This window comes from Roseitalea porphyridii, from assembly GCF_004331955.1.
In the GTDB taxonomy this organism is placed as follows: domain Bacteria; phylum Pseudomonadota; class Alphaproteobacteria; order Rhizobiales; family Rhizobiaceae; genus Roseitalea; species Roseitalea porphyridii.
This window is the reverse complement of the sequence record NZ_CP036532.1, coordinates 1,041,342-1,057,091: the sequence shown is the minus strand read 5'-3', so window position 1 is coordinate 1,057,091 and position 15,750 is coordinate 1,041,342. Positions and strand designations below refer to the sequence as shown.

The 15,750-nt window shown below is 65.1% G+C and carries 13 protein-coding genes; 8 read left to right on the top strand and 5 right to left on the bottom strand.

Going from position 1 to position 15,750, the window contains the following annotated elements:
• Window positions 1-279: 279 nt before the first annotated feature.
• Both dnaG and E0E05_RS05090 read right to left on the bottom strand, forming a co-directional pair.
• On the bottom strand, window positions 280-2,199 hold the full coding sequence (dnaG, locus tag E0E05_RS05095) for a DNA primase (RefSeq protein ID WP_131615734.1): 1,920 nt from the start codon (window positions 2,197-2,199) through the stop codon (window positions 280-282).
• A gap of 126 nt (window positions 2,200-2,325) precedes the next feature.
• On the bottom strand, window positions 2,326-2,775 hold the full coding sequence (locus tag E0E05_RS05090) for a GatB/YqeY domain-containing protein (RefSeq protein WP_131615733.1): 450 nt from the start codon (window positions 2,773-2,775) through the stop codon (window positions 2,326-2,328).
• Between the two features lie 290 nt (window positions 2,776-3,065).
• Here E0E05_RS05090 and carA point away from each other — a divergent pair, with 290 nt between their 5' ends.
• Window positions 3,066-4,286: a glutamine-hydrolyzing carbamoyl-phosphate synthase small subunit gene (gene carA, locus E0E05_RS05085; RefSeq protein WP_244597946.1), complete on the top strand. Its 1,221-nt coding sequence runs from the start codon at window positions 3,066-3,068 to the stop codon at window positions 4,284-4,286.
• A 49-nt stretch (window positions 4,287-4,335) separates the two neighbouring features.
• Here carA and E0E05_RS05080 read toward each other — a convergent pair whose 3' ends face one another.
• The gene (locus E0E05_RS05080) at window positions 4,336-4,758 is read right to left on the bottom strand and encodes a hypothetical protein (RefSeq protein WP_131615732.1); all 423 of its coding nucleotides are present in this window, start codon (window positions 4,756-4,758) and stop codon (window positions 4,336-4,338) included.
• Window positions 4,759-4,888: 130 nt separating this feature from the next.
• On the opposite strand from E0E05_RS05080, the gene E0E05_RS05075 reads away from it, so the two are divergent.
• The 3 genes from E0E05_RS05075 (at window position 4,889) to carB (ending at window position 9,942) form a co-directional block, all read left to right on the top strand.
• Window positions 4,889-5,683 (top strand): helix-turn-helix domain-containing protein, encoded by a 795-nt coding sequence (locus E0E05_RS05075; RefSeq protein ID WP_210215762.1) that lies wholly within the window; start codon window positions 4,889-4,891, stop codon window positions 5,681-5,683.
• 107 nt (window positions 5,684-5,790) lie between these two features.
• Window positions 5,791-6,261 carry a PilZ domain-containing protein gene (locus E0E05_RS05070; RefSeq protein WP_131615730.1) on the top strand — a complete coding sequence of 157 codons (471 nt, stop codon included), beginning with the start codon at window positions 5,791-5,793 and terminating at the stop codon, window positions 6,259-6,261.
• Between the two features lie 177 nt (window positions 6,262-6,438).
• The gene (gene carB, locus E0E05_RS05065; protein ID WP_131615729.1) at window positions 6,439-9,942 is read left to right on the top strand and encodes a carbamoyl-phosphate synthase large subunit; all 3,504 of its coding nucleotides are present in this window, start codon (window positions 6,439-6,441) and stop codon (window positions 9,940-9,942) included.
• Here carB and E0E05_RS05060 read toward each other — a convergent pair.
• Window positions 9,922-10,992: an endonuclease/exonuclease/phosphatase family protein gene (locus E0E05_RS05060; protein ID WP_158629275.1), complete on the bottom strand. Its 1,071-nt coding sequence runs from the start codon at window positions 10,990-10,992 to the stop codon at window positions 9,922-9,924. The two genes, carB and E0E05_RS05060, sit on opposite strands and share 21 nt — an antisense overlap.
• A 194-nt stretch (window positions 10,993-11,186) precedes the next feature.
• Between E0E05_RS05060 and greA the strand changes: the two genes are divergently transcribed.
• From greA to E0E05_RS05040, 4 genes are all read left to right on the top strand, one after another.
• A complete protein-coding gene (gene greA / locus E0E05_RS05055; protein WP_131615727.1) occupies window positions 11,187-11,660 on the top strand; it encodes a transcription elongation factor GreA in 474 nt (157 codons plus the stop codon).
• A gap of 176 nt (window positions 11,661-11,836) precedes the next feature.
• On the top strand, window positions 11,837-12,814 hold the full coding sequence (gene trxB, locus E0E05_RS05050) for a thioredoxin-disulfide reductase (protein WP_131615726.1): 978 nt from the start codon (window positions 11,837-11,839) through the stop codon (window positions 12,812-12,814).
• 58 nt (window positions 12,815-12,872) lie between these two features.
• Complete coding sequence (locus E0E05_RS05045) at window positions 12,873-13,769, top strand: LysR family transcriptional regulator (protein WP_131615725.1); 897 nt, start codon at window positions 12,873-12,875, stop codon at window positions 13,767-13,769.
• Between the two features lie 518 nt (window positions 13,770-14,287).
• Entirely contained in the window at window positions 14,288-14,932 is a 645-nt protein-coding gene (locus tag E0E05_RS05040) for an MT-A70 family methyltransferase (protein WP_131615724.1), read from the top strand.
• Here E0E05_RS05040 and E0E05_RS05035 read toward each other — a convergent pair.
• A complete protein-coding gene (locus E0E05_RS05035; RefSeq protein WP_210215761.1) occupies window positions 14,902-15,741 on the bottom strand; it encodes a BglII/BstYI family type II restriction endonuclease in 840 nt (279 codons plus the stop codon). The two genes, E0E05_RS05040 and E0E05_RS05035, sit on opposite strands and share 31 nt — an antisense overlap.
• Window positions 15,742-15,750 lie beyond the last annotated feature (9 nt).

Sequence of the window (15,750 nt, the reverse complement as noted above, 5' to 3'; positions counted from 1 at the left end):
ATGTGCTGCGCCATCCTGCGCGCCCTTGGCGCCGTCGGTTCGAACGCGGCCCGGGAAGACCCGATTCCATCACCTAGCGGGCCGTGCTTAATCGCCGATTAACCGTAATGCTTCAGCTGTCCCCGAGCCCGCTGAATTCCATGACTAGCCGGTGAGATAGTCATCGCGGGCCAGATTCCAATCCCGGCCGTGCGCGCAAACTTCCCCAATTGAGCTGATTCCCGCGTTTTTTGCGCCCGTCAAGCGAGTCGGGCGGAAAAAAACGCGGTCCGGCGAAGGTCAGAAACTCTTGACCGGCCGCCCCGAGGGCATGCCGAAACCTTCGATCAGCGCGTCGAGACCCTGCTCCTGGCGCAGCTTCTGCTGCACCGAAACGAGCCGGTTGTAATTGACTTCGGTGGGATCGTCGGCAAGCGCCGCCTCGGCCGCCCGCAGTTCGCGCGACAGGCCGCGCGAACGTGCGTGCAGTTGCATGGCCTGCGCGAACGCATGGCGGGCGTCCTCGTAGGCCGCCTCCTGCGTGAACACCCAGAGACGGGCACGACGGACGGCGGCATCGACGGCCTCGATCGTGGACGCGTGTGCCCTGCATGCGGAATGCGCCAGAAGCTCGGCGCGCTGGCGTGCGCCCGTTTCGGCCTGCGCCTCCAGCAAGGCGCCGCGCAGGGCACCAAGGTTCGCACTGTCGAACACGAGGCCGGTGAACGCATCGAAATGGTCGGCCATCAGGTCGGGGTGGCACATCACCGCGCTGAGGAGCGCGGCCTCGCGCAGCGGAATGGCATCGTTGGATGCTTTGGGCGCCAGCAACCGGGAGCGGGTAAGCCGTTCGGAGACGGCAAGGCGGCCGCGCGCCGGCCGGCCGGGCTGGCCCCTCCCTGCGCCGGACCGGTCGGAACGGCCAGACCTGTCCGGGACGCCGAAGAAGGCGTCGGTGCGCTCGCGCATGTCCTGCGCATAGTGACGGCGGACGCTTTCGTCGCCGATACGGCCGGTCGCCTCGCGCAGCGATGCTTCGAGCTGGGCGCGCCGTTCGGGCGTGTCGAAACTGCGCCCGCCAGTCTCGCGCAGCCAGAGCATGTCCGCGGCGGTGCGCGCCTGGCTCATCACCGCCTCGAACGCTTCGCCGCCGCCCTCGCCGACGAGATCGTCGGGGTCCTTGCCGTCTGGCAGAAGCGCAAAGCGGACGGTCCGGCCGGGCTTGAGTTCCGGCAAGGCCAGTTCAAGCGTTCGGTAGGCGGCGCGGAGGCCCGCCTGGTCGCCGTCAAAGCACAGCACCGGCTCTCCGGTCACGCGCCAGATCCTGGCGAGCTGGCTCTCGGTCAGCGCCGTGCCGAGCGGGGCAACCGCATTGCCGAAACCGGCCTGATCAAGGGCGATCACGTCCATATAGCCCTCGACCGCGACGATCGTGCCGCCACGGGCGGCCGCCTGGCGCGCGCGGCGGAAATTGTAGAGCACATCCGACTTGTGGAAGAGCGGACCCTCGGGCGAGTTCATGTACTTGGCCGGCACGTCGGCAGACATGGCACGGCCGCCGAAGGCGATCACGCGGCCCTGCGCGTCCTCGATCGGGAACATGATGCGGTCGCGGAACCGGTCATAGGAAACCGCGATGTCCTCGCCGTGCACGACAAGCCCGCATTGCTCGATCTGCTCTTTCGTCGCGCCCTTTTCGGCCAGATGGCTCTTGAGCGCGTTGCGACTGCCCGGCGCATAACCAAGGCGGAACTTGCCGATCGTCGGCGGGGTCAGTCCGCGGTCGCGCAGATAGGCGCGGGCGGCGGCGCCGGCCTGCATCTGAAGCTGGGTCTCGAAGAACTTCGCAGCCTCCTCCATGACGTCATAAAGGGTGGCGCGCTGGCGCTCGCGCTTCTCGGCCTCCGGATCGGGCGCCGGCAGGGCGACACCACCCATCGCCGCGACCCGCTCGACGGCCTCCGGAAAGGCCATGCCGTCGAGTTCGGTCAGAAAGCGGAAATGGTCTCCGGAAACGCCGCAGCCGAAGCAGTGGTAGCGGCCTTTCCTGTCCTCGCAGTGAAAGCTCGGCGTCTTCTCGCCGTGGAACGGGCAGCAGGCCCAGTAGTCGCCACGAGACGTGTTGGTCTTGCGCTTGTCCCAGGTGACGCGCTGGCCGATCACGTCCGAGATCGGAACGCGGTCGCGGACTTCATCAAGAAAGGACTGTGAGAAGCGCACGGCTATCCGCCCCGGCAAGGGTTCTGCCCGTGCCACCAAGCGGGCCGGGCTTCAATCAGGGTTTACTTAAGGGGCGCGGGCGCCGGCATGCAAACGGGTTCTACTTGTCCACAGCCGCGGCCGGCCTCAGCGCAGCATGCCGCGCACGATGCCTGAAGCCTTGGTGAAGTCCATCTGGCCGGGGAACTGCTTCTTGAGCTTGTTCATGCACTTGCCCATGTCGCGCAGGCCCTCGGCGCCGGTGTCCTCGACGACCGCGGCACAGGCCTGCTTGACCTCGTCCTCGCCCAACTGGGCGGGCAGGAATTCGGCGATCACCTTCGATTCGTAGCGTTCCTGATCGGCCAGTTCGAGCCGGCCGGACTGTTCGTAGTCGCCGGCCGACGCCTTGCGCTGTTCGATCATCTTGGCGAGGATGTTCAGGATTTCCTTGTCGGAGACCGGATCCTTGCCCGCATTGCGATTGGCAAGATCGCGGTCCTTGACCGCTGCCGCGATCAGCCGCAGCACCGATATCCGGCATTTGTCCTGTGAACTCTGAGCTTCCTTCAACGCAGCATGAATGGCTTCACGCATGTCGAACTCCCGGTAAAGCTTCGTGAAGGATAGCCGGGGCGCCTGCGCCATGCAAGCCTCCAATCCAACTGACAAAGCCTTGATTTCAATTGACAAAACTCGACGATCCACATTTTGCGCGACCGCCATCTTCTTCGCGCGCTGCCCGCGCGGGCCTTGAACGCTGACGCCGCGTCACCAACTGGCGAGGACGGGGTTCGGTTGCGTTCGCGCTCAATATGGTGTTTGCGAGCGATGTCGGCAAGCCACCGCCGGAATGACCCCGCCACGGCCCTGCAAAGAGTGTGACCATGATGTCTGCGATCGATGGAAGCGGCGCGCCCGCGCCTTGGAGCACGGAACCTGCGACCGCGGTCCTGGTGCTGGCTGACGGCACGGTGCTCGAAGGCAAGGGTTTCGGCGCCACCGGTGCCGTCGAAGCCGAGGTCTGCTTCAACACGGCGCTGACCGGCTATCAGGAGATCCTGACCGATCCGTCCTATGCGGGCCAGATCGTCACCTTCACCTTCCCGCACATCGGCAATGTCGGCGCCAATGACGAGGACATCGAGGACCTGACCCCGGCGCGGCGTGCCGGCGCGGTCGGCGCGGTGTTCAAGGCATCGATCACCGAACCCTCCAACTACCGGTCGACCGGCCATCTCGACGCCTGGCTGAAGGCGCGCGGCATCATCGGGCTTTCCGGCATCGACACGCGCGCACTGACGGCGCACATCCGGGCTAACGGCGTGCCAAACGCGGTGATCGCGCACGAGCCCTCCGGCGAATTCGACATCGAGGCGCTCAAGGCGCGGGCCGCCGGCTGGAGCGGGCTCGTCGGCCTGGACCTTGCCAAGGAGGTGACCTCGGGTCAGAGCGCGTCATGGAGCGAGACGCCCTGGGTATGGGATGAAGGCTATGGCGCGGCCGACGAACCGACGATGCACATCGTCGCCATCGACTATGGCGTCAAGCGCAACATTCTGCGGCTTCTGTCTGGGCTCGGCGCGAAGGTGACCGTGATGCCGGCCTCCTCGACCGCCGAGGAGGTGCTGGCGCACGAGCCCGATGGCATCTTCCTGTCCAACGGGCCGGGCGATCCCGCCGCGACGGGCGAATATGCCGTCCCGGTGATCGGCAAGCTGATCGAGACCGGCATTCCGCTGTTCGGCATCTGCCTTGGCCACCAGATGCTGGCGCTGGCGCTAGGCGGCAAGACCGTGAAGATGCACCAGGGCCATCACGGCGCCAACCATCCGGTCAAGGATCACACCACCGGCAAGGTCGAGATCGTCTCGATGAACCACGGCTTCGCCGTCGACGGCGACAGCCTGCCCGGCGGCGTCACCGAGACCCATGTGTCGCTGTTTGACGGATCGAACTGCGGCATCGCGGTGGACGGCAAGCCGGTCTTCTCCGTCCAGCACCATCCTGAGGCCTCGCCCGGCCCTCAGGACAGCCACTATCTGTTCAAGCGCTTTGCCAACCTGATCCGCGCCCGCCGGGGCGAACCCGCCCTCGCCGAGCGCTGAGGCGACGGCCGCGAGCAGGCCGTCGTCAAAGCCCCCAAACTGCCGGAACCTAAGCCTGCCGGGGCTTGGCCGCGCCACGGAACGCGGCGAAGAACAGCGCCAGAAAGCCGATGTTCAGCAGCACGTTGAGCGGCACGCCGGCGGCGACGGAGCCCAGACAGTCGAGCACGAACCAGACCACCACCGGGCCGAGCACGAGGCTGCGCGCCAGTTCCGGCTCGCGTTCGCCAAGGTGCGTGGCGATCAGCCAGATCATCGCGCCCCACCCGGCGAGCACGCCGCCGCCGATCGCGAGCGCGAGCCGCGTCGCTTCGGCCGCAAGGGTCTGCCCGCCATCGAGCGGCCAGGCGAAAAGGTCGACCAGCAGAGTCAGCGGCACGGCCAGCGGGGGCCAGACCGACAGGACGAACAGGACGCCGAAGCCGATGAGCAGCACGGCACCGAACTTGAGCAGACTGACATTGACGATCATTGCCACCTCCTTGGGTTGAATGCGCCCGGCCTATCGCCGTCTGGCGACGCCCCGCAATTACCCGGCAGGTAAGTGACCGGTGCGGCCTGGCGCGCTAATGTCGCGCAACGCCTCGCCCGGGAGATGCCGTTTGGAGACGATCACGCCCGTCGCCGCCGAGACCGGTTTCGGACCGATGCTGCGAAGCTGGCGGCAAAGGCGGCGGGTAAGCCAGCTCGACCTTGCCCTGATGGCCAACGTGTCGGCCCGCCACATCTCGTTTCTGGAAACCGGGCGGGCGCGGCCGAGCCGAACGATGGTCGTCCATCTGTCGGAGTTTCTCGGCGTGCCGCATGCGGCCCGCAACACGCTCCTCAACGCTGCCGGCTTCGCCTCCGCCTATGCAGCCCGGCCGCTTGACGATGCGGAAATGGGCCCGGTGCGCGCGGCGATCGCATGGATGCTCGAACGCCATGCGCCCTACCCCGGCCTCGCGCTGGACCGCCGCTGGCAGGTCGTGTGCGCGAACGGTCCGGCCAGGGCCATGCTCGCCGGCGCCGGCATCGACGGAACGCCGGCCGATCTTCTCGGCCTGTTCAGCGACCCCGCCCGCCTCGAAACGTTGATCGAGAACTGGCGCGAGGTCGCCTGGCATATCGTCTTGAGGTTGCGCACCGAAGCCCTCCACCTTGGTGGCGATGCGGATCTCGATGCGGCCGCCGCACGGCTCGAAGCGGTGCTGCCCAAGCGCGATGTGCCCGCGGGCGCGACGATGCCGCCTTTCATCGCGATGCGGCTGCGGCTTGGTGGACGGGTGCTGTCGCTTTTTTCGACGATCAGCCATTTCGGCTCGGCCGAGGACATGGCGCTTGCCGACGTCAAGCTCGAACTGTTCTTTCCGGCAGACGACCAGACGGCCGCGTTCCTTGCCGGGGCGGCGGGCTGACAAGACCCGTCGTACCCGCGGACGCGCGGCGATCGTCTTGCCGTAGCGTAAGGCAGGCGCTAATCATGGTCCCGAATCGATCACATTTCCGACCCGAGGCAGAGGACTTGGCCGACCCTCCGAGCGACGATTTCGGTGATACGGACAATGAGCACAAGCGCGCGACGAGGCGCCAGCGCGTGCTCAAACAAGGTTTCGCTCAGGAAAACCCGCAGACGAGCGCGATCGCATGCGTGATCCGTGACCTTTCCGATACCGGCGCCCGGCTGAAGTTCGAGGCGATGGCGATCATTCCCGAACGCTTCATCCTGCACATTCCCGTCGACGGCATCCAGATCGACTGCGCGCGGCGGTGGATCCGCGGACAGGAATGCGGCGTCGCCTTCACGTCCGAACCCTCTCCGACCGCGCTCGCAAAGCATCAGGTCGTCACTCCGATCGGGCCGGCCGCCGATGGCGGGGAGCGGGCCGCCGGCGACCGGGCGGCGCCGGGCAGCAGCACCGATGCGCCGCGCGAGCCGACCCCGCAACGCCCGCACCATCACGGACCACGCCGCCCCGGTTTTGGTCGCCGCTGATCGTGACCGGCATGGCAACGAAGCGGCTCGACATCATGCACGCATTTCGCACCGACCGGGGGTTACATCGGGCGCGCCATGTCCTATAGGCCACGGCCAGCCTGACAGTTCCGTTCGACACCTGCGCCGGCCGGCCGTACCGACCGGCGTTTGTGTGCAAGTGAGAGCCCGAAACCCATGCCGAAGCGCACCGACATCGACTCCGTCCTCATCATCGGCGCGGGGCCGATCATCATCGGCCAGGCCTGCGAGTTCGACTATTCGGGAACCCAGGCCTGCAAGGCGCTGAAGGAGGAAGGCTACCGGATCGTTCTGGTCAACTCGAACCCGGCCACGATCATGACCGATCCGGAACTGGCCGATGCGACCTATATCGAGCCGATCACGCCCGAAGTGGTCGCCAAGATCATCGAGCGCGAGCGCAGGGAACGCCCCGACGAGACGATGGTACTGCTGCCGACGATGGGCGGGCAGACGGCGCTCAACACGGCGCTTTCGCTGAAAGCCATGGGCGTACTCGAACGCTGGGGCGTCGAGATGATCGGCGCCACGCCCGAGGCCATCGACAAGGCCGAGGACCGCAAGCTGTTCCGGGAGGCCATGGACCGGATCGGGCTCGAAAGCCCGCGCTCGGTGCTGGTCAACGCCTCCGACATCAAGGAGAAGGACCGCAGCGCGCACGAGGCGCGGCGCAAGGTGCTGCGCGATAAATTGTCGGGCGAGGCGCTCGACGCGGCGCTGGACGCGCTCGAACTCGAATGGCGGGACGGCACGTCCGACCGCAAGCAGCGCTACATGACCTACGCGATGGGCCTTGCCGCCCAGGCGCTCGATGAGGTCGGCCTGCCGGCGATCATCCGTCCGTCCTTCACGCTCGGCGGCACCGGCGGCGGGATCGCCTACAACCGCTCGGAATTCTTCGAGATTGTCGAGCGCGGCCTCGATGCGTCGCCGACGACCGAGGTGCTGATCGACGAGAGCGTGCTGGGCTGGAAAGAGTACGAGATGGAGGTCGTCCGCGATCGCGACGACAATTGCATCATCATCTGCTCGATCGAGAATGTCGATCCGATGGGCGTGCATACGGGCGATTCGATCACCGTCGCGCCGGCGCTGACGCTGACCGACAAGGAATACCAGATCATGCGCAACGCCTCGATCGCGGTGCTGCGCGAGATCGGCGTGGAGACGGGCGGGTCGAACGTGCAGTTCGCCGTCAACCCGGACACCGGGCGGCTCGTGGTCATCGAGATGAACCCGCGCGTTTCGCGTTCGTCGGCGCTGGCCTCCAAGGCGACCGGCTTTCCGATCGCCAAGGTCGCCGCCAAGCTGGCCGTCGGCTACACGCTCGACGAACTCGAGAACGACATCACCGGCGGGGCGACGCCGGCCTCGTTCGAACCGTCGATCGATTACGTCGTCACCAAGATCCCGCGCTTTGCCTTCGAGAAGTTTCCCGGCGCCGAGCCGATCCTGACCACCGCGATGAAGTCGGTTGGCGAGGTGATGGCGATCGGCCGGACCTTCGCCGAATCGCTGCAGAAGGCGCTGCGCGGCCTTGAGACCGGGCTGACCGGGCTCGACGAGATCGAAATCCCCGGCCTTGGCGAGGGCGACGACAAGAACGCCATCCGCGCCGCGCTCGGCACGCCGACGCCGGACCGGCTGCGCATGGTCGCCCAGGCGATGCGGCTCGGTTTTTCGCTCGACGAGATCCATGCTGCCTGCGCCATCGACATGTGGTTCCTAGAGCAGTTGCAGGCGATCGTTGCAACAGAAGCGCGGGTGCGTGCGCACGGGCTGCCCGGCGATGGGGCGAACATGCGTATGCTCAAGGCGATGGGCTTTTCCGACCAGCGGCTCGCCGGGCTGACCGGCGCGCATGAGGCCGACGTGCGGGCGCACCGGCAGAGCCTCGATGTCCATCCGGTCTACAAGCGCATCGACACGTGCGCGGCCGAGTTCGCCTCGCCCACCGCGTACATGTATTCGACCTACGAGATGCCGTTCGCCGGCCAGCCGCGCTCGGAAGCGGAGGTCTCCGACCGCAGGAAGGTGGTGATCCTGGGCGGCGGGCCGAACCGGATCGGCCAGGGTATCGAGTTCGACTATTGCTGCTGTCATGCCGCCTTCGCGCTCGCCGATGCGGGCTTCGAGGCGATCATGGTCAACTGCAACCCCGAGACGGTCTCGACCGATTATGACACGTCCGACCGGCTCTACTTCGAGCCGCTGACCGTCGAGGACGTTCTGGAGATTCTTGCCGTAGAGCAGTCGAAGGGCACGCTGCACGGCGTGATCGTGCAGTTCGGCGGGCAGACCCCGCTCAAGCTCGCCAATGCGCTCGAAGAGGCCGGCATTCCGATCCTGGGCACCGCGCCCGACGCGATCGATCTGGCCGAGGACCGCGACCGGTTCCAGAAGCTGCTGATCAAGCACGACCTGACCCAGCCCGACAATGGCATCGCCTATTCGGTCGAGCAGGCGCGGCTGGTCGCGGCCAAGCTCGGCTTTCCGCTGGTGGTGCGGCCCTCCTACGTGCTCGGCGGGCGGGCCATGCAGATCGTCCGCGACGAAGGAGCGCTCGACTCCTACCTGCTCGGCACCGTGCCCGAACTGATCCCCGAGGACATCAAGGCACGCTATCCCAACGACAAGACCGGCCAGATCAACACGCTGCTGGGCACAAATCCGCTCCTGTTCGACACCTACCTGGCCGGCGCCATCGAGGTCGATGTCGACTGTCTGAGCGACGGCGAGAAGGTGCATGTCGCCGGCGTGATGGAGCATATCGAGGAAGCGGGCATCCATTCGGGCGACAGCGCCTGTTCGCTGCCGGTGCACTCGCTATCGGCCGACATGGTGGCCGAACTCGAGCGGCAGTCGAACGTGCTGGCGCGCGCGCTAAACGTCGGCGGCCTGATGAACGTGCAGTTCGCCATCCGCGACGGCATCGTCTATGTGCTCGAGGTCAATCCGCGCGCCTCGCGCACCGTGCCGTTCGTCGCCAAGGCGGTGGGCCGGCCGATCGCCAAGATCGCCGCGCGCATCATGGCCGGCGAAAAGCTGTCCGATGCCGCCGGTGCCTATGGCGGGCTGACAGACGCGGGCGCCCTGCCCCACATCGCGGTCAAGGAGGCGGTGTTCCCCTTCTCGAAATTCCCCGGCGTCGACACGCTGCTGGGCCCGGAAATGCGCTCGACCGGCGAGGTGATGGGCCTCGATGACGATTTCGCCATCGCGTTCGCCAAGGCGCAGCTTGGGGCGGGCGCCGATCTGCCCAAGACCGGCGCGGTGTTCATTTCGGTCAGGGACGACGACAAGCCGCGCATTCTCGCCACCGCGAAGCTGTTCGAGGCGCGCGGCTTCTCGGTTCTGGCGACCGGCGGCACGCAGCGCTTTCTTGCCGAAAACGGCGTAGGCGCCAAGAAGATCAACAAGGTGCTCGAGGGGCGTCCGCACATCGAGGACGCGATCCGCAACCGGCAGGTGCAGCTCGTCATCAACACGACCGAGGGCAAGAAGGCGCTGTCGGATTCCAAATCGCTCCGGCGCGCTGCGCTCGAACACAAGCTGCCCTATTTCACCACCATTGCCGGCGCCGTCGCGGCCGGCGAGGCGATCGCCGCGCTCGCCCGCGGGGAGCTGGGCGTCAAGCCGCTACAGGCCTATCACGGGTGAACCCGCTTCCGTCCGGCGCGCCCTGATCGTCACGACCACCGGCGCGTGGTCGGAGGTGGTCGCCGCCGGCGCGCCGGCGGCGAAATGGGCGTCGAACACGGAATGGCCGACCACCGCGCCGCGCCCGTTCGGGTTTTGCGGGTGCAGGCCGTTCGACACGATCGCATAGTCGAGCACCGACGAGCGCCGGTCGGCGTGAAACGTCACCGGCCGCTCGAAGTCGGCATGGGCCGGCAAGGCGTAGGCGTCATAGAGCCGGTGGATGTAGCGGCGGAACCGGTGGGCCGGCGGCACGTCGGCCAGGTCCACGCTGCCGATGCCGTCCTCGATCGGCTGGGCCTGCGTCAGGATCGCAAGCGTGTGCGAGCCGGGCCCGTCGTTGAGGTCCGCGAGCACGATCACGGGCCTGTCGATGTCGGCCTGCAAATCCTCGCGCACCTGCAGATAGATCGCGCCCGCCTCGGCCGCCCGCTTGGACACCTGGTCGATGCCGGCATACATGCGCTCGACATAGAACCGGTCGAGCTTTTCGTCCCAGTCGGCGATCGCGTCGATCGTCGCGTCGCGGACCAGCGCCCCTTGCGACTTGAAGTGGGCCGCATAGACGATCGTCTCGCCGAGCCCTGGCACGTCGATGGCGCAGCGCAGGGGACGGCGCGAATAGGTCGCCGCGCGGTCGAGCAGCGTCTGGTCGATGATCGTCTCGAATGTCTTGATCTCGGCGCTCGCCGTGATCGGAAAGCGCGACGCGATGGCGACGGTCGAATTGACGTAGATGTCAGGGTCGTCCCTGGAAAAGCGCGGCTCGGTCGCGCAGGCGAAATGCGCGTAGCCGGCCTCGGCGGCAAGTGCGCGCAGCGCATCGACCGAAACCACCTCCTGGAAGGCGACGATGTCGGCGTCGATCGCCGCGAGTGTTTCGGCGATCCATTGGCGCTTTTGCATCCACTGGGCGTCCGTGTAGGTCCGGCCGGCCCCGCGCCGGTGCCAGTGGACGCGTGGCAGCGCGAAGTTGCACAGATTGAAGCTGGCCATTCGGACTTCGGACATTGCGTGCATACCGGTTCCCGCTGCGTCCAGCCTGCACCAGGCCGGCCCCTGTTTGCCACTTACAATCGCCCCGAAAATCGCCTATGAAGGGCGATCTGGGAACACCGGCGGTTCGCAAGCTCTTTGCTTGGCGGGCCGCTTTTGTTTGGTAACGTGCGCCTTTTCGAGGTCTGGCGCGGAACTGGGGAATGGTGATGAACAAGGTGCCGATGACACATCAGGGACATGCCCAGCTGCAGGAAGAGCTGCGGTGGCGCACCCAGGAGGAACGGCCGCGCATCATCGAGGCGATCGCCGAGGCGCGCGCCCATGGCGACCTGTCCGAGAACGCCGAATATCATGCCGCCAAGGAGGCCCAGGGCCACAATGAGGGCCGCATCTCCGAGCTGGAAGGTCTTCTGTCGCGCGCCGACGTGATCAATGTCAGCGCGATGAGCGGCGACATCGTCAAGTTCGGCGCCACCGTCACGCTGATCGACGAGGACACCGAGCAGGAGAAGGTCTATCAGATCGTCGGCGATCAGGAGGCCGACGTGAAGGCCGGCAAGATTTCGATCTCCTCGCCGATCGCCCGGGCGCTGATCGGCAAGACCATCGGCGATTCGGTCGAGGTGCAGGCTCCCGGCGGCGCACGCGGTTACGAGATCGACGACGTCAAGTTCGTCTAGGTCAGCGGGCCTGCCGGCGGCGGGCCGTCCCTTCGCCCCGGAGCGCGGGCGCGCGTGTCGCCCGCTCCGCCCGCCGCCATCGCATCCAGCCTGTGATGAAGCCCGTCCCGCCCTTGCAATCGGGGCCACGAGCTTCTTATCTGCAATCCGATACTCTCCCATCCGGAATGTCCGCCATGACCCAGCCCGTCCATTCACCCGTCCTCATCATCGGCTCGGGGCCGGCCGGCTACACCGCCGCCATCTATGCCGCGCGCGCCATGCTCAAGCCGGTCATGGTCGCCGGCCTGCAGCAGGGCGGCCAGTTGATGATCACCACCGAGGTCGAGAACTATCCGGGCTATGCCGATCCGGTGCAGGGTCCGTGGATGATGGAGCAGATGCGCCTTCAGGCCGAGCATGTGGGCGCCGACATCCGCCACGACGTGATCACCGAGGTCGATCTGGGTGTACGCCCGTTCCGGGCGGTCGGCGACAGCGGCACGGTCTATACGGGCGATACGCTGATCATCGCCACCGGCGCGCAGGCCAAGTGGCTCGGCCTTGAAAGCGAGCAGACATACATGGGCTACGGCGTTTCGGCCTGCGCCACCTGCGACGGCTTCTTCTATCGCGACAAGGACGTGGTGGTGGTCGGCGGCGGCAACACCGCCGTCGAAGAGGCGCTCTATCTGTCCAATCTGGCGCGCAAGGTGACGCTGGTGCACCGCCGCGACGAACTGCGCGCCGAGCGCATCATGCAGGACCGGCTGTTCCAGAAGGACAATGTGGAGCTCGTCTGGGACAGCGTGCTCGACGAGATCGTCGGCGCCAAGACCAACCCGGCGCTGCCGGCCGCGGTGACCGGTGTGAAGCTGAAGAACGTCCATACCGGCGAGATCACCGAGATGGAAACCCATGGCGTCTTCGTCGCCATCGGCCACGCGCCGGCGGTGGAACTGTTCGAGGGCAAGCTCAAGCAGAAACCGAACGGCTATCTGTGGACAGCGCCCGATTCGACGGCGACCTCGGTGCCGGGTGTCTATGCCGCTGGCGACGTCACCGACGACATCTACCGCCAGGCGGTCACCGCCGCGGGGCTCGGCTGCATGGCCGCGCTGGAGGCGGAGAAGTTCCTCGCCATGCAGGAAACGCAGATGGAAGCGGCCGAATAGGCCGATATGGTAGGATGGCCGGGCCGGTGCGCCGGCAAATTCGCAAGAAGGTCCGGCAATGCCGCTCGATTGGGACAAACTGCGTGTGTTTCACGCCGCCGCGCAGGCCGGTTCGTTCACCCAGGCCGGCGAGAAGCTGCACATCTCCCAGTCGGCGGTGAGCCGCCAGGTCTCGGCGCTGGAAGCGGACATCGGCGCGCCGCTGTTCAACCGGCATGCGCGCGGGCTGGTGCTCACCGAACAGGGCGAGATGCTGTTCCGCACCGCCCATGACGTCTATCTGCAGCTCGAAAACGTCAAGGCGCGGCTGGTCGACGCCACCGACCGGCCGTCGGGCACGCTGCGGATCACGACGACCGTCGGCCTCGGCTCGGGCTGGCTGACCTACCGGGTGCAGGAGTTCCTCGAGCTCTATCCGGACATTCGCGTCCAGTTGCTCCTGTCCAACGAGGAGCTGGACCTGAACATGCGGCAGGCCGACTGCGCCATCCGGCTGCGCCAGCCGCAGCAGCCCGACCTGATCCAGCGCCGGCTGTTCACCGTCCATTTCCATGTCTACGCCTCGCCGGGCTACATTGCCCGTTTCGGCGCGCCGACCTCGATCGACGATCTCGACAAGCACCGCATCGTCACCTTCGGCGAGCCGACGCCGGACTATCTGCTCGAACTCAATTCGCTGCTGACGCTGGGCTGCGAGCCGGGCCGCCAGCGCGAGGCGGTGCTGGAGATCAACTCGATCATGCCGATAAAGCGGGCGGTGCAGCGGGGCGTCGGCATCGCCATGCTGCCCGACTATGCAGTCGAGCGCGACGCCGGGCTCGTGCGCGTGATCGAGGACGTGGCCCTGCCCTCATTCGACACCTATTTCGCCTATGCCGAAACGATGCGCACATCGGCCCGGCTGCAGGCCTTCCGCGACTTCCTGTTCGCAAAGGCGCGAAGCTGGGAATTCTGACGACGGATCCGACGCGCACGGATCGCGCCAAGGCACGTGCCTCATTTTCTTTTGCAACGCACAGCAGCGCGCCGACGCGATTGCCGCTCAAGCATGCCCAATGCCTGCAAAATGGGCAGAATTCGCGTCAAAGTGGCGGATGGACGCCCGAATTCGCGTCCTGACGCTACCTTTCGTCGCAAAAGCCATGCATCCATGCATATGTGCAATGCACAAAACGCATTTGAAAACGCGCCGGGTCAGGCGCATATTCGGTCTGTCAGGAACGCGGCTACCTCCTCCCAGCCGCCTACTGAAGGTGTTTTGCAAGGGCACCTCCTCCCGCCCTTGCAACTCGTGTTGAGCCGGACCGCTACCTCCTCCCAGCGGTCCGGCTTTTCTTTTTTGCTGATCCAACCGCCTCGTTGCCGAATCACAGCCCCGTAGCGAAGTCGCCGTCTACAGACTCGGGCAACCGAATCGGCCTAACTTGACTCGACAAAGCAGTTCTGCTTTTGTTCTTCGGTGGGAGTTGACAGATGAATGCTGAAAGCCGCAACGCCGGACAGGACCTGCTCATGCGGACGGGCGGCGATACGTTCAGCACCATTCTGGCGGATCCCCCCTGGCGGTTTCAGAACCGGACCGGAAAGATCGCACCCGAGCACCGTCGTCTTTCGCGATATGATACGATGACACTGGATGATATCTGCGACCTGCCAGTTTCGCTCGTTGCCGAACACACGGCTCATCTTTACCTCTGGGTCCCAAACGCTCTGTTGCCGGAAGGCTTACGCGTGATGGAGTCGTGGGGCTTCCAATACAAGTCCAACATAATCTGGCACAAGGTTCGCAAGGACGGCGGCTCAGATGGGCGCGGTGTAGGGTTTTACTTCCGGAACGTGACCGAGATCATCCTGTTTGGTGTCCGAGGAAAGAACGCCCGGACGCTGCCGCCCGCGCGGAGACAGGTGAACATGATCCAGTCACGCAAGCGGGAGCACTCACGCAAACCCGATGAGCAGTATGAGTTGATTGAGGATTGCTCCCCGGGGCCCTACCTCGAATTGTTTGCCCGCGGAACACGACCGGGATGGACCTATTGGGGCGACCAGGCCGTCGACGACTATCGCCCGACCTGGAAGACATATCCCTACAATTCGTCGGTGGAAGCGGCCGAGTGAGTCTCACGCCAGTCATTGAGATCGGAGATGCACTCTGGCTTAATTCCCAACGCCAAGACAGGACATCCGCCATTCCGACCGGCGTTCAAGCGATAGATTAGTTTACCCCACCAAGTTGTGCTCGCACCGTATTTGGGCAAAAGCCGCACCGGCTGACCTGCTGCGTCGAACGCAGGATTTCCATCTTTGTCAAGCGCTTGACCGATTTCACTAAATATATGATTTAGTGATGTGTCGCGAGTTACTATGATAGCTGCATCAATCGCTCCAGCTTCAGCAAAGGCTGCAAATGCATAGAGGTCGCGATCAAAAGTCTGATCTTTTGAATTCCACTCGAAGTCAAACGCCACACGATTCTTCACATAGTCGATCTTGTGGCCATCTAGGTATTTTTTTCTGACGAAGACTTCACTCTTTGGAACCCTCACGACTTTACCGTTTTTATTGACAACCGCCTCTCGCCAACTTCGCGTAATGTGCAAGTCGCCTGAGATCGTTGTCTCGTTCCAACCTTTAGGCCGCAGCAGTGCCGAGATTACCTTTGGAACCTCAGACTCATTACCGCCTGGCCTGCGGATCATTTCTGTCGTTATTTCAAACGCTTCAAGAGCCTCCAATATCTCCACGAACTCCTCATTCAAGCCATATCTAAGTACGGAGGCTGCCTTTCTATAGCTCGCGACTCTAAACTTCTCTCTGATTATCTGCGGTATAGCATCTTCTATTAACTCATCCGGATCCGCTGACACCGATGGAACTTCGGTCGCCTCTTCAATGCTTCCCTCTACTGGCTCGCTATTCTGGGTCATACCCGCCTC

Coding starts and splice junctions, on each gene's coding strand:
- E0E05_RS05090 (WP_131615733.1), bottom strand. CDS start 2,775: ATGCGTGAAGCCATTCATGCTGCGTTGAAGGAAGCTCAGAGTTCACAG.
- carA (WP_244597946.1), top strand. CDS start 3,066: ATGATGTCTGCGATCGATGGAAGCGGCGCGCCCGCGCCTTGGAGCACG.
- E0E05_RS05080 (WP_131615732.1), bottom strand. CDS start 4,758: ATGATCGTCAATGTCAGTCTGCTCAAGTTCGGTGCCGTGCTGCTCATC.
- carB (WP_131615729.1), top strand. CDS start 6,439: ATGCCGAAGCGCACCGACATCGACTCCGTCCTCATCATCGGCGCGGGG.
- E0E05_RS05060 (WP_158629275.1), bottom strand. CDS start 10,992: ATGTCCGAAGTCCGAATGGCCAGCTTCAATCTGTGCAACTTCGCGCTG.
- greA (WP_131615727.1), top strand. CDS start 11,187: ATGAACAAGGTGCCGATGACACATCAGGGACATGCCCAGCTGCAGGAA.
- trxB (WP_131615726.1), top strand. CDS start 11,837: ATGACCCAGCCCGTCCATTCACCCGTCCTCATCATCGGCTCGGGGCCG.
- E0E05_RS05045 (WP_131615725.1), top strand. CDS start 12,873: ATGCCGCTCGATTGGGACAAACTGCGTGTGTTTCACGCCGCCGCGCAG.
- E0E05_RS05040 (WP_131615724.1), top strand. CDS start 14,288: ATGAATGCTGAAAGCCGCAACGCCGGACAGGACCTGCTCATGCGGACG.
- E0E05_RS05035 (WP_210215761.1), bottom strand. CDS start 15,741: ATGACCCAGAATAGCGAGCCAGTAGAGGGAAGCATTGAAGAGGCGACC.